The organism is Actinoplanes sp. NBRC 101535 (assembly GCF_030269225.1).
In the GTDB taxonomy this organism is placed as follows: Bacteria; Actinomycetota; Actinomycetes; order Mycobacteriales; family Micromonosporaceae; genus Actinoplanes; species Actinoplanes rectilineatus.
This window is the reverse complement of the sequence record NZ_BSSY01000021.1, coordinates 68,171-82,056: the sequence shown is the minus strand read 5'-3', so window position 1 is coordinate 82,056 and position 13,886 is coordinate 68,171. Positions and strand designations below refer to the sequence as shown.

At 72.3% G+C, this 13,886-nt stretch carries 10 protein-coding genes; 7 read left to right on the top strand and 3 right to left on the bottom strand.

The annotated features are described in order from the left end of the window. Positions 1-15 precede the first annotated feature (15 nt). Positions 16-3,474 (bottom strand): PA14 domain-containing protein, encoded by a 3,459-nt coding sequence (locus QSK32_RS38430; protein ID WP_285474703.1) that lies wholly within the window; start codon positions 3,472-3,474, stop codon positions 16-18. A 103-nt stretch (positions 3,475-3,577) separates the two neighbouring features. Beyond that, positions 3,578-5,119, bottom strand: a complete 1,542-nt coding sequence (locus QSK32_RS38425; protein ID WP_285474702.1) for a CocE/NonD family hydrolase — start codon at positions 5,117-5,119, stop codon at positions 3,578-3,580. A gap of 76 nt (positions 5,120-5,195) precedes the next feature. Between QSK32_RS38425 and QSK32_RS38420 the strand changes: the two genes are divergently transcribed. The 4 genes from QSK32_RS38420 to QSK32_RS38405 are packed head-to-tail and all read left to right on the top strand — an operon-like array spanning position 5,196 to position 9,607. After that, positions 5,196-5,774, top strand: coding sequence for a TetR family transcriptional regulator (locus QSK32_RS38420; protein ID WP_045745631.1), 579 nt, complete (start codon positions 5,196-5,198; stop codon positions 5,772-5,774). Between the two features lie 10 nt (positions 5,775-5,784). Next, entirely contained in the window at positions 5,785-6,987 is a 1,203-nt protein-coding gene (locus tag QSK32_RS38415) for an ATP-binding protein (RefSeq protein ID WP_157411311.1), read from the top strand. A gap of 36 nt (positions 6,988-7,023) precedes the next feature. Beyond that, complete coding sequence (locus QSK32_RS38410) at positions 7,024-8,331, top strand: hemolysin family protein (RefSeq protein WP_045745648.1); 1,308 nt, start codon at positions 7,024-7,026, stop codon at positions 8,329-8,331. A gap of 43 nt (positions 8,332-8,374) precedes the next feature. Then, complete coding sequence (locus tag QSK32_RS38405; RefSeq protein ID WP_353051011.1) at positions 8,375-9,607, top strand: SLC13 family permease; 1,233 nt, start codon at positions 8,375-8,377, stop codon at positions 9,605-9,607. Here the strand turns inward: QSK32_RS38405 and QSK32_RS38400 are convergent. After that, a complete protein-coding gene (locus tag QSK32_RS38400; protein WP_285474701.1) occupies positions 9,581-10,180 on the bottom strand; it encodes a TetR/AcrR family transcriptional regulator in 600 nt (199 codons plus the stop codon). The genes QSK32_RS38405 and QSK32_RS38400 overlap by 27 nt on opposite strands. A gap of 89 nt (positions 10,181-10,269) precedes the next feature. Here QSK32_RS38400 and QSK32_RS38395 point away from each other — a divergent pair, with 89 nt between their 5' ends. Genes QSK32_RS38395 through QSK32_RS38385 form a run of 3 tightly spaced genes read left to right on the top strand, consistent with a single transcriptional unit; the run spans position 10,270 to position 13,832 of the window. After that, on the top strand, positions 10,270-11,157 hold the full coding sequence (locus QSK32_RS38395; RefSeq protein WP_285474700.1) for an SDR family oxidoreductase: 888 nt from the start codon (positions 10,270-10,272) through the stop codon (positions 11,155-11,157). A gap of 57 nt (positions 11,158-11,214) precedes the next feature. Then, a complete protein-coding gene (locus QSK32_RS38390; RefSeq protein WP_285474699.1) occupies positions 11,215-12,171 on the top strand; it encodes a hypothetical protein in 957 nt (318 codons plus the stop codon). After that, the gene (locus QSK32_RS38385; protein WP_285474698.1) at positions 12,168-13,832 is read left to right on the top strand and encodes a M16 family metallopeptidase; all 1,665 of its coding nucleotides are present in this window, start codon (positions 12,168-12,170) and stop codon (positions 13,830-13,832) included. The genes QSK32_RS38390 and QSK32_RS38385 overlap by 4 nt, the downstream gene beginning before the upstream one ends. Positions 13,833-13,886: the final 54 nt, after the last annotated feature.

Sequence of the window (13,886 nt, the reverse complement as noted above, 5' to 3'; positions counted from 1 at the left end):
AACCCCTTTCAACCGTCAGAGAGCGCTCTGGGTGAACCGGGCGACCGCTCCGCCGCCGGCCTCGTAGTACTCGACGACCACGGTGTGTTCGCCGGAACCGACCGCGATGTCGGCGGTGAAGGTGGTGGGGCCGTGATCGGACCAGCCGTCGACCACGGTGACGCCGTCCAGCCGGACCCGGATGCCGTCGTCGCCGGTGGCGGCGAAGCGGTAGGTGCCCTCGGCCCAGTCAGCCGTACGGGTCCACCGGGCGGAGAAGCCGTCGGCGGGAATCCCCGGACCCGGTGACCCGTCGCCCCAGTCGAAGCCGATCGTGTCGTCCTGCCGGGTCAGCACCGGATCGCCGGTCAGCGTGGTGCCGGCGAAGTACTCCCCGGTCCAGCCGTCCACCGGGCCGACGTCGCCGATCCGCTGATAGCCGAGACGGGCCAGCGCGCCGCCGCCGTCCTCGAAGTACTCCACCCGGATCTGGTGTGGACCGGCCAGTACCAGGCGGTCGGTGCTGAACGTGGCGTTCTGGCCGACCCACCGGTCGACGATCGGGACGCCGTCCAGGAACACCCGGATGCCGTCGTCGCTCGCACCGGAGAACCGGTACACCCCGGCCGGCAGGACGTCGGTGCGGGTCCACCGGGCGGAGAACCCGTCGGCGGGTATCCCGGCGGCCGGCGCGCCGCCACCCCAGTCGAAGGACAGCGTGTGGTCCGGCCGGGTCACCGCGGGATCGCCGTCCAGCGTCATGTTCGGGAAGTACTCACCGGTCCAGTCCGGTGGGTCGGGCGCCTCCGCGGTCTGCCGGTAGGCGAGTTCCGCCACCGCGTCGCCGCCGTTCTCGTAGTACTCCATCACCACCGTGTGCGGTCCGCCGCCGAGCAGCGTGCCGCCGGTGCGGACCCCGGCGCCGTCGGTCCAGGCGTCGATCACCCGCAGACCGTCCACCGTCACGCGGACACCGTCGTCGGCGGTGGCGGTGAACTCGTACTCGCCGGGGGCCAGCGCCAGGGTGCGTGACCAGCGGGCGGCGAAGTGGTCCGGGGTGATCGACGGGTCCGGGGAGCCGAGCGCCCAGTCGTGGTCGACACCCGTCTCCTGGCGGGTCAGGGTGGGCGGGCCGGACGGCAGGGTCGGCGCGGAGCCGGCGCCGGGGGTGTTCCAGTACTCCGCCGTCCAGGTGTCCGACGGCTGGTCGATGGCGGCGGCCCAGTCCAGCTTGGCCATCGCGTCGCCGCCCTCGTCGTAGTACTCGAGGGTGATGGTGTGGGTGCCCGCGCCGAGGTCGCCGATCCAGTCGTACGCCGTGCCCGACTGCCCCTGCCACCGGTCCAGCACCAGTCGGTTGTCGAGGTAGAGCCGGACGCCGTCGTCGGAGACGGTGGTGAACCGGTAACGGCCGGCGGTGAACACCTCCCGCCGGGTCCAGCGGGCCGAGAACTCGTTCGCCGGGACGGCCGGATCGGGGGCGGCCTCGCCCCAGACGAAGTCGACGGCCGGGTCGGTGCGGGTCAGCACCGGCGTACCGGCCAGGTTCTTGTTGTCGAAGAACGTGGCGGTGAACGGGGTCGCCGGTTCGTAGCGGGCGGTGTACACGGTGTCGGCCGCGGGCGTGACGATCGTGTGCCGGATGCCGCCGCCGTCCGACCAGCCGGCGAAACGGTACCGCGTGCCGTCGGCGGCGGCCGCGGTCGGCGGGGCGTACAACTCGCGCCGGAAGTTCTCCACCCCGAGAACCTCGTGCGGGGCCGCCACCGGCACCCCGTCCAGGTACGCGGTGAGACCGGGCGGGCTGGTTTCGACGGTGACCGTGGTGGTGACCGGCCGGATCTCGATCGACTCGGTGGTGCTCAGGTCGTTGGTGTCGGTGGCCGTCACCTTGATCTCGTACCAGGTGTCGGCGGAGGACTCGCCGGTGTCCGGGATGGTGAACTGCCCGGCTCGTCCGGTGAGCGGCCCGGCGAACGGGTGCACGTGCGTGTGGTGGTGCAGGATCACCGTGGTCCGCAGGCCGTTGTCGTCCAGGTCGAAGCCGGCTGCGTCCCGGCCGAACACGTTGTAGGTGATGACGTCCCCGGCCCGGTAGGCGGACTCGTCGGCGGGCACGGCGATGGTCAGCGTCGGCGCGATGCCCACCTGGATGATCAGCGGGACGGCGACCCCGGTGTCGCCCTCGCTGTCGGTCACGGTCAGGTTCGCGGTGTAGACGCCGATCTCGTCGTAGGTGTGGGTGGGGTTCGCCGCCGTGCCGGTGGTGCCGTCGCCGAAGTCCCAGGCGAAGGTGAGCGGGTCGCCGTCCGGGTCGGCGCTGCCGGCGCTGGAGAACGTCACGGTCAGCGGGTTCAGTCCCTTGTCGACGTCGGAGGTCGCGTTCGCGGTCGGCGAGTGGTTGCCCAGGCTGTAGCCGATCTTGTAGAGCCGGCCGGGGATGTAGGTGAGGTAGTAGAGGTCCCCGTCCGGCGCGACCTTCAGGTCGACGACGGCACCGGCGGTGGCGTCGAAGTCGTGGACGGCGGTGGCGTTGCCGTTCGCGTCGAGTTCGGCGCGGCGGATGAACCCCTTGGCGTAGTCGGCGAAGAACAGGTTGCCCTGGTATTCGGGCGGGAACGTCGCGCCGCGGTAGACCGGGCCGCCGGTGGCCGCCGCGCTCTCGCCGTCGTGGGCGTACGTGTAGATGGGGTCGACGAATCCGGCGCAGCCGGTGGTGCACATGCCCTCCTTGAGCGGCCACCCGTAGTTGCCGCCCTTGACGATGTGGTTGACCTCCTCCCAGGTGTAGTCGCCCACGTCACCGCCGTAGAGCAGGCCGGTGACGCTGTCGAACTGAAAACGCCAGGGGTTGCGGAAGCCGTACGCCCAGATCGCCTGTTCCTTGTCGGTCTGCCCGAAGAAGGGGTTGTCGGCGGGGATCGAGCCGTCCCTGTTGATCCGCAGGATCTTGCCGTGCGGATTGGAGAGGATCTGCGCGTTGCTGGAATAGCCGTTGTCACCGACCGCGAAATAGAGCTTGCCGTCCGGTCCGAATCGGATGCTGCCGCCGACGTGCAGGTGCTGGGAGAGGGATTCGGTGCGGAAGATCGTGAACGGGCCGTCGGTGCCGACGTCGCCGGAAGCGTCGAAGCGGACCAGGCGATTGTGCAGGTCGAGGCCGGTGTAATAGAAGTAGACGTAGTGGTTGGCGACGCCGAACTCGGGGTCGAAGGCGATGCCGATCAACCCGCGGTCGCCGGTCGGTTCGGAGGGCAGCACGGTGAACGGCGTGGCCAGCAGATGACCGTTTTTGAATATCTTGACGGTGCCTGCGCGTTCCAGTATGAAGATTCGCCCGTCCGGGGCTATCTCGAAACCGGACGGCTCGTTCAGGTCGGTGCCGACGACCAGCGACGTCTGGAAGCCGGGCGGGGGAGCGGCGCGCGCCGGCGGCGGCACGAGGAGCGCCGCCGCCAGCACCATAACAATGATCATCGTCAATCGCGCTCTCACGGGACCGAACGCTAGGGCCGTCCGGTTTCCGGGTGGAGGCGAAGGCCTGAAAGCGCAATGACGATGATGATTCCGCGATGTTTCTCTGCCTGATCACCGACAATTACCTCAACGGAATGTCCAGATAGGAGCCGCCGCCGATGGTAATCGTCTCGTTCGGGTCGTTCTCGTCGTAATAGAGCGGATCCACCGTGTCGACCACGAGGGTCAGCGAGTGTCCGGCCGGCAGATCGTAGGCGGTCGCCCAGAGGTCCAGGTCGACGTCGCCGTTCGCCGTCCACGTGGCCGGCGCGTGGGTGATCAGCTTGGCGTTGCCGAGCGGATCCAGGTCGTAGAGATAGGCGACCAGGGTGCCCCCGGTGGCGCTCCCGGAGATCTCCAGATGTGCCCGCGGGACCCCGCGGATGCGCTGCGCCGACGACGGCCGCTCGGCGGCCCAGACACCCGCCCGGGACCGGTCCACGAACGGCAGCCAGATCTGCGGCTGCTGCCCGGTGATCGCGGACGCCCCGTTGGTGAGCAGCACGACCCCGCCCGCGGCGACGGTGTCCCGGTCGGTGGGCAGCGTCTTGCTCCAGCCGGTGCTCGGGTCCCCGCCGAGCAGCCCGGTGCCGTCCAGCGTGCGGATCGCGCCGAGGCCGTACCGGCGGGTGCTGCCGGTCAGCGCCGACCAGGACGGGTACGTCTCGGTGGCGGCGTTCAACGGCGTGACCTGGACCGGGTTCGGGCCGGTCGGGGCGCCGCCGTCGAGGTGTTCGTCGAGCCAGGCGTACAGGCTGGTCCAGACTTCGTTGGGCAGGCCCAGCACGCCGGTCAGTTCGGCGATGGCGTGGTCGCCGGGGCGCAGCTCGAGACGCTTCGGCCCGGTCAGCCCCTGGTAGAACCCGGCCAGCTGGTTCGGCGGGAAGAACGAGTCGCCCCACGCGTTGGCGATCAGCACGGCCGGGCCGTTCGCGTTGATCCGGTCCAGGTAGGTGCTCGCCGAGCGGACCCTCGCCCAGGCCATCACCCGGTCCACGTCCCGGTTCGCGTTGAAGTCGGCCAGCATGGCGGTCAGCTCGTCGCTGGGGCGCCCGACCAGTTGGGCGGCCAGTTGCAGCAGCCCGGACGACTGGCGGTGCCGGGTCTGGTCGGCGTAGAGCGAGGCGACCAGGTCGGTCCAGCCGCTGAGCACCCCGACCGCGCGGATCCGTGCGTCGTGGGCGGCGCCGAGCAGGCTGATGCCGGCGCCGTACGAGATCCCGGCCGCCCCGATCCGGGACGGGTCGGTCGCGGTGTTCGCGATCGTCCAGTCGATCACGAGGGACAGGTCGGCCATGTCCTTCGGGCCGGCCGTGTCGATCCGGCCCCCGGAGAACCACCAACCGCGAGGCGTGTACGAGACGACCACGTACCCCCGTCCGGCCAGCACCTTCGCCTGGGCGAGGTACTCGGCGTCGTTGAGTCCCCAACTGGACGGCAGCACCACTGCCGGGTGCCGGCCGCTCGCGGCCGGGGCGATCACGTTGGCCTTGAGGACGACACCGCCGTCGCCGGTGATGTCGACGGCGCGGAACCCGGTGACGGGCTCGGCGGCTCGGGCGGGAGCCGCGGTCAGGGCCAGGGCCATGACGGTGAGCAGGAGGGCGAACCGGCGGAACAACATGGGCGGGACAGTAGGAACCGGTACCGAGAAATTGAATACGGTGACATTCTCGTTACCGGCTAGTAACGTCACCCGCGTGCTGTACGGAGCCCCGGTCACCCGCCGCCGGGACGCTCTGCGCAACCGGGCCGCCATCCTCGAGGCCGCCAACGACGTGCTGGCCGGCGGGGGCGCGGCCGCCCTGATGCCCGAGGTCGCCCGGCGGGCCGGTGTCGCCCAGGCCACCCTCTACCGGCACTTCGCCGACCGGCAGGCCCTGGTCGCCGCGGTCATCGACCATCAGTTGCGCCTGCTGGAGGCGCTCGCCGCCGGGCAGGTCCCGTTCCGCGACCTGCTCCACGAGGTGCTGCGCCGGCAGATCGCGATGCACGAGCTGGTCCGGCTGGTCCGGCGCCTCGAACCGGCGGTGCAGCAGCGGTACCGGCAACGGGCGATCGCGGCGGTGGCCGTCGCGATGAACCGGGCCCACCGGGACGGCCACGTCCGCGCCGACCTGACGTCCGAGGACCTCGCCCTGATGTTCGCCATGGTGCAGGGCGCCGCCGAGAACGCCACCGGCCCGGCCGCCGCCCGCGCGGTGGACCTGCTGATGGACGGGCTGTTCTCAGATCTGGCCGCGCACTGCCGATCAGCCCCGGCGTCCGGAGATTCCTGACTCAGCGGCGGTGAGGGTGCACGACACCGAGGTGGGGGAGCTCAGCGCACGCGAGCGTGCCGAGCTGCAGCGGCTGCGCGAGCAGCGGACCGCGACCGAGCGGATGGCCCGCCGCGCCGAGGAGCTGCTCACCGCCAACGCCGACCGGGTCCGCCAGCAGGCCACCCTCCTGGAACTGATCCCGGCCGGCGTGATCGTCCGCGAGATGGACGGCCGGATCCGCTGGTGGAACGCCGGCGCCGCGTGGCTGTACGGCCGGACCCTGGACGAGGTCCGCGGCCGCATCTCACACGACGTGCTGGCCACCACCTTCATCGGCGGAGGCACCGCCCGGGAGCAACGCGAGTCGCTGGAGTCCGACGGCCGCTGGGACGGTCTGCTGCAGCACGTCAGCGCCGAGGGCCGGGAGTTGACGCTGATCAGCCGGCAGGTGGTGCACAAGCCGCAGGGTGAGACCGACCCGCAGGTCCTGGAGATCAACACCGACGTCACCGCGGCCCTCGCCGTGGAACACGCCCGGGACCGGGCCGCGGCCGCCCTCGCCGAGCGCAACATCGAACTCGAAGCCGCCAACCAGCTCAAGCTCGACATCATCGGGATGCTCGGTCACGAGATCAGCAACCCGCTCTCCGCCATCCTCGGCTACGCCGACCTGCTCGCCGGCGAGCTGCCGCCGTCCTCCCCGCACAAGCGGGCCGTCGCCGCGATCGACCGGCAGGCCCAGCGCCTCGACGACATCGTCCGCGAGGCCCTGGCGATGGTCGCCATCGACGCGGGCAACATCAACGCGGTCCGCCAGGAGGTCCCGCTGCGCGACGAGATCCGCCGGGCGCTGGAGAACACCGGGCACGGGCACGTGCCGGTGGTCGGCTCGGACGAGCGGGTCCTGTTCCACCCCGGTCACCTGCACCAGATCGTGGCAAGCCTGGTCTCCAACGCGGCCCGCTACGCCGGCGGCGCCACCGCGCTGCGGATCATGCGAACCGGCGGTACGGTGCGGGTGGCGGTGGAGGACGAGGGGCCCGGCGTGCCCGAGGAATCCCGGCCCCGGCTGTTCGACCGGCAGGGTCGCAGCGGTAAGGGACCGGGCCTGGGCCTGGGGCTCTACGTTGCTCGCAGTCTGGCACGGGCCAATCACGGTGAGGTATTTCACGAGGCACGCAGCCCCCGCGGCTCGTGTTTCGTGGTGGAGGCGGAGACAGCCGACCGGTAGCGTTGGTCCTTCGCATCTATGAACGCGAAGGAGTTGATGTCCGCCGTGGGCGGATATGGCTGGCAAGTTGTCCTAGTCGTCGTGCTTGTGCTGCTCAACGCGGCTTTCTCCGGAAGCGAGATGGCTCTCATCTCGTTGCGGGAGAGCCAGCTGCAGAGGCTGGAGCGGCAGTCCCGCACCGGCCGGACACTCGCCAAACTGGCCCGTGACCCCAACCGGTTCCTGGCCACCATCCAGATCGGTATCACCCTGGCCGGCTTCCTGGCCTCGGCCGCCGCGGCCACCACACTGGCCCAGCCGCTGATCGAGCCGCTGGCGGACCTGATCGGCACCGCCGCCGAACCGGTGGCGATCCTGCTGGTCACCATCCTGCTGACCTTCTTCACCCTGGTCGTCGGCGAACTGGCGCCCAAACGGGTCGCGATGCAGCGCGCCGAGGGCTGGGCGATGCTGGTGGCCCGCCCGCTCGACGTGCTGGCCACCATGTCCCGCCCGGTGAACTGGCTGCTCGGCAAGTCCACCGACCTGGTGGTCCGGCTGGCCGGCGGCGACCCGGACGCGGGCCGCGAGGAGGTCAGCACCGAGGAGATCCGCGACATGGTCGCCCAGCAGCAGGACTTCACCGCCGAGCAGCGCACCATCATCAGCGGCGCCTTCGAGATCGCCGACCGGATCCTGCGGGAGATCCTGGTGCCGCGCCGTGACGTGCTGATCCTGCCCGCCGGGACACCCGCGGGTGAGGCCCTGACCACGCTGGTCGACGGTGGTCACTCGCGCGCCCCGGTGACCGGCCCGATGGGGCTGGACGACGTGCTCGGCGTGGTGCACCTGCGGGACCTGGTCGGCGCCGGCGGCGTGGTCCAGGACTACATGTTCACCCCGCTGTTCCTGCCGGAGACGCTGAAGGTGTCCGACGCGATGCGGCAACTGCGGTCCCAGCGGCAGCAGTTCGCCCTGGTGGTGGACGAGCGCGGCGCGATCGACGGCATCGTGACGATGGAGGACCTGGTCGAGGAGGTCGTCGGCGAGATCTACGACGAGACCGACCGGGACGTGCAGTCGGTGATCCGCGAGGAGGACGGCGCGATGCTGCTGCCGGGCACCTTCCCGATCCACGACCTGCCGGACATCGGCGTCGACATCGAGGACCTGGACAACGCCGGCGACTACACCACCGTGGCCGGCCTGGTCCTGGCCCAGCTCGGGCACATCCCGACCACGCCCGGCGAGACGGTGACCATCGACGGGCACACCGCCGAGGTCGTCGAGATCACCGGCCGGGCGATCACCCGCCTGCGCCTGCGGCCGCTGGCCGAGCTGCCCGCCGAGGAGCCGGTGGCGTAGTCCCTGACGAGCGGTGCGCGTGCGCAGCCTCTACGCTGCGCACGTGCACATGATCATCGCGCTCGTGCTGCTGGGCGCGGTGCTCGCCTTCGCGGTCGCGCGGCCCTACGGTCTGCCCGAGGCCACCGCCGCGGTCCCGGCCGCGTTGCTGGCGGTGGGGGCCGGTCTGGTCACTCCGGCGGCGGCCCTTGCGGAGGTACGCGAACTCGCACCGACCGTGGCCTTCCTCGCGGCCGTGCTGCTCCTGGCGTACGCGGCCGAGGGCCACGGGGTGTTCGGCTACGTCGGCGGTCTCGTGGCGCGTACCGGTAAGGGACGCCCGGAACGCCTGCTCGGCGCGGTCTTCGGCGCGGCCGCCGTGACCACCGCCGTCCTCAGCCTGGACGCCACCGTCGTGCTGCTCACCCCGGTCGTCTTCGCCGTCGCGCACCGTGCCGGGGTCCGGCCGAAACCGCACGCGTACGCCTGCAACCACCTGGCCAACTCGGCGTCGCTGCTGCTGCCCGTCTCCAACCTGACCAACCTGCTGGCCTTCGCCGCCAGCGGCCTGACCTTCGCCGGGTTCGCCGCGCTGATGGCCGCGCCCTGGCTGGCCGTGATCGCCGTCGAGTACCTGGTGTTCCGGTGGTTCTTCGCCGCCGACCTGGCCGAGCCGGCCACCCGCGAACCGGAACACCCCGGACCCGCTCCCCGGTACGCCCTGACCGTCCTCGCCGTCACCCTGACCGGGTTCGCCGCCCTGCAGCCGCTCGGCGTGGAGCCCGCCTGGGTGGCCGCCGCCGGCGCCCTCGCCCTGGCCGTGCCGCTGCTGCGGTCCGGCCGTACCCGCCCGCGCGACCTGCTCCTCGAGCTCAACCCGGCGTTCTGCGGCTTCGTCCTGGCCCTCGGTGTGGTGGTGCTCGCGGTCCGCGACGCCGGCCTCGGCACGTTCCTCGACGACCTGGTCCCGCGGCACGCCGACCTGCTCGGCCTGCTGGGGGTGGCGGCGCTGGCCGCGGTCCTGGCCAACCTGCTGAACAACCTGCCGGCCACGCTGGTGCTGCTCCCGGCGGTGGCCCACTCACCCGGCCTGCTGCTGGCGGTGCTGATCGGCGTCAACGTCGGCCCGAACCTCACCTACGTCGGCTCGCTGGCCACCCTGCTGTGGCGCCGCATCCTGCACACCCACGACGCCGCCCCGAGCACCCCGGAGTTCCTGCGCCTGGGCGCGATCACCGTCCCGCTGGGCCTGGCGGCCGGGGTGACCGCCCTATGGGCGGCCCTCCACCTGGCCTGACCGGCCGGATGCGGTCAGTGCGGTCAGTGCGGTCAGCCGGGCCAGGGTCGACCTGATCAACGACAGCAGGCCCGGGGACGGGTCGGCGATCCAGCTCGCGAAGGCGACCCGGAAGGCGACGATGCCGGTCTCGGCGGCCAGCGTGGCGTCCGGTTCGGGCACACCCCGCTCGCGCAGGCCGGCGGCCAGGGCGGCGCCCAGGTCGGCCATCTTGATCAGCTCGCGTTCGCGCAGTTCGGCGTGGGCGTCGATGATGCGCTGGCGGCGGACCGAGTGGGCGTGGTCGCGGCCCACGAAGCCGGTCGTGGACTCCAGGGCGAGCGCCACCGTCGCGATCGGTGACGTGTCCGCGGGGGCGCCGGCGAGTGCCTCGGCGATGCCGGTCCGCAGCAGGTCGGTGCCGTTGAACAGCACCTCGCGCTTGTCGGTGAAGTGCCGGAAGAACGTGCGGGAGGTGACCCCGGCCCGCTCGGCGATGTCGGCGACCGTGGTCTGGTCGAAGCCCCGTTCGACGTAGAGCTGCATCGCCGCCTCGCGCAGGCGGCCGGCGGCGTCGGGTTCCCAGCGTGCCATGCCGACGATCCTAGTGATGTCACATTATGACATCCGGGGTGCTACGGTAGTCATGTCAGAATGTGACATCAGTTCTCCTGGAGGTTCCCATGCGGGTCTTCGTCACCGGCGCCAGCGGCTGGATCGGCTCCGCCGTCGTCACCGAACTGCTCGGCACCGGTCACCAGGTGCTCGGCCTGGCCCGGTCGGACGCCGCCGCCGACCGGGTCGCCGCCCTCGGCGCCGAGGTGCGCCGCGGCGACCTGGACGACATCGACGGCCTGCGCGCCGCCGCGGACGCGGCCGACGCCGTCGTGCACCTGGGCTACAACCACGACTTCTCCCGGATGGCCGAGGCGGCACAGACCGACCGCGCGGTGATCGACGCGGTCGCCGGTGTGCTGGCCGGCACCGGCAAGCCGTTCACCATCGCGTCCGGCGTGCTCGGCGTGGTCGAGGGCCGTCCCGCCACCGAGGAGGACGTCCCGGAGGCCGGCGGGCACCCGCGCATGGTCAACGCCAAGGCGGTGCTCGACCACGCGGCGCACGGCGTGCGCACCTCGGTGGTCCGCTTCGCGCCGACCGTGCACGGGGACGGCGACCACGGCTTCGTCGCGGTCCTGACCGGCATCGCCCGGGAGAAGGGCGTCGCGGCGTACATCGGTGACGGCGCCAACCGCTGGTCCGGCGTGCACGTGAAGGACGCCGCCGTGGTGGTCCGGCACGCGATCGAGGACGCCCCGGCCGGCACCGTGCTGCACGCCGTCGCCGAGGAGGTCACCACCCGCGAGATCGCCACCGCGATCGGCGATGGCCTCGGGCTCCCGGTGGAGTCGATCCCGGCCGGCCTGGCGATGGAGCACTTCGGCTGGATGGGCCGGTTCTTCGGCGCCGATCTGCCCGTCAGCAACGCGATCACCCGGGAGCGCTACGGCTGGAAGCCCACCCACCCCACGCTGCTGGAGGACCTGGCCGCCGGCCACTACTTCCGAGGCTGACCGGACCCGGAAAACGGGGCAGCGAGCTAGTTGATCTTCTAACTAGGATTCCCGTCCATGTCTTCCGACTCACTCGTCCTCGCTCCGGCGGACATCCATCCGGAGTCGGCCGCCCTGGCGGCGGCGCTCGCCCGGCAGGACTGGCCGGCCTGCCGGGCGGTCCTCACCCAGCCGAGCCCGGGCGCCCGGTCGTGGCTGATCGCCACCGGGGCGGAACGCACCGGCGGCGGCGAGTTCCTGGCCGGCGTCCTCGTCGCCGACCCGGACGATCACACGGCGGCGGTCATGCTCGCCGCCCACCAGGTGTGGCGTGCCTGGGAGGCCCGCAGCGCCGCCACCGCGGAACACGTCACCGAGCAGGGGTACGCGATGTTCCACCGGTGGCTGGTCAAGGCCGAGCGGCTGCTGGTCGAGACGGCCGCCCGGGCTCCCGGCGACGCGACGGTGTGGACGCAGCGCCTGATCACCGCCCGGGGACTGCAGCTCGGCCTGCCCGAGGTCCGCCGCCGGTACGCCCGCCTGGCCGCGGTCGCCCCGCACCACCTGCCCGGGCAGTACCAGCTGCTGCAGTCGCTCTGCCCGAAGTGGGGCGGCACCTGGGAGCAGGCGTACGCGTTCGCCCGGGAGGCCACCGCGGCGGCGCCGGCGGGGAGCCCGACCGGGATGCTGATCCCGATGGTCCACCTGGAACGCTGGCTCGACCTCAAGGACGCCCGCGGCGACGCGGCCGGTGACTACCTGCGTGGTGCGGAGGTACGCGAGGAGCTGACCGCGGCGGCGGACCGGTCGGTGTGGCATCCCGATTTCGCCAGGGAACCCGGCTGGGTGCGGACCCTGTCCACCTTCGCCATGGCGTTCAGCCTGGCCGGGGACCGTCCCGCCGCGGCCCGCGCCTTCACCGAACTGGGCTCGTTCGCCTCGGCGATGCCCTGGGAGTACGCGGTCGGCCCGGTCACCGCCACCATCCGCCGGCACCGCAGCCGGGCTCTCGCGCACGCGGCGGCCACCCGATGACGGCCGGACCGGTGATCGAGCGGCGGGAGGTCGACGGGGTGCCGGTGCTGCTCGGCCCGGGGGAGGGCCCGATGCGAGCCGGCCTGGTCTTCCGGGTCGGGCAGGCCGACGAGCCGCTGTCCCGGCGCGGCATCACCCACCTGGTCGAGCACCTGGCGCTGTTCCGGACCGGGGTGGCCGACCACCACTACAACGGGGAGACCGGGGCCGAGCACACCGCCTTCCACCTGCAGGGCACCCCGGACGAGGTGGCCGCGTTCCTCACCGGGGTCTGCGCCTCGCTGCGGGACCTGCCGATGGAACGCCTGACCGTGGAGAAGGACATCCTGCGGACCGAGGCGTCGACGCGGGGCCGCGGCGCCACCCACGGCATGCGGATGTGGCGGCACGGCGCGACGGCCCACGGGACCCCCGGCTATCCGGAGTGGGGCCTGTCCGCGCTCACCCCGGACGACCTGCGGGCCTGGACGGCACGTTACTTCACCCGGGGCAACGCGGTGCTCTGGATCGCCGGCGGTGACGTCCCGGCCGGTCTGCGCCTGGACCTGCCCGCGGGCGACCGGCAGCCCGCCCCGCCGGTCCCGTCCGCGCTGCCGGTCCGGCCCGCCTGGTTCACCGGCGTTCCCGGCATGGTGGCCTGGGACACCGAGTTGCCCGAGGGCCCGGCCGCGGCCGTGTTCACCGCGCTGCTCGGCCGGCGGTTGACCCGCGAACTGCGGCACGAGGCCGGGCTGTCGGCGTCGGTCACCACCGCGTACGAACCCCGGGCGGACGGCCGGGTACTCGTCACGGCCACCGCCGACGCCGTCCCGGAGCAGTCCGGCGCGCTGCTCGGCGGGTTCGTCGACGTGCTGGCCGCGATCCGCTGGAACAACCCGGACCAGGCCGAACTGTCCACCGTGGTGAGCCTGTGGTGCGACGGGACGCTGCGGGCCGAGCAGCGCGGCGCCCGGCTGGCACACCAGGCGTTCCGGGTGCTCACCGGGCATCCGGTCGAACGGGCCGGCGACCTGCTCGCCGCCGCCCGGGAGCTGACCGTCGCGGATGTCGCCGCGGTCGCCACCACGGCGTACGAGGCGGGCCTGTTGATGGTCCCACCCGGCACGACGGGGGAGTGGGCGTCGTACGCGGCGGCACCGACGACGTCGTTCGCCGCGGTGCACGGCCGGGACCTGCCGATCGCCGGCGCCGAGGGCCGTCGGCTGGTGGCCGGGTCCGAGGGGATCAGCCTGGTCGACGGCGCGGACACGGCCACCGTCCGGTACGCCGACTGTGTGGCCCTGCTGGTCTGGCCGGACGGCGGCCGTCGGCTGGTCGGCCGGGACGGCATCACGGTGCCGGTCGAGCCCACCCTCCTCGGCCGTCCGGCCGCGCTCCTCGCGGAGATCGACGCGGCCGTGCCCGCCGGGGTGCGGATCGACCTGCCGGCCCGGGACCCGGGGACCGTCCCGCAACCGCCGCCCCGGCCCTCTGCCGGGTCGCGGATGGTCCGCGCGGTCACCCGGCTGATGGCAGGCCGCTGGAAGATCACCGCTGCGGTGGTGGTCAGCCTGTTGCTGCTCGCCTCCGGGGTGAGCGACGGGCGCCCGCACCTGGTGATCACCCCGATCGCCATGATCCTGGGCTACGCGGGGTGGAGCCACTTCCGCGACAGGCCGTAGTTACCGGCGCCACAGCGGCGTCAACAGGGCGTCAATATCCGGGCGGGACGCGTC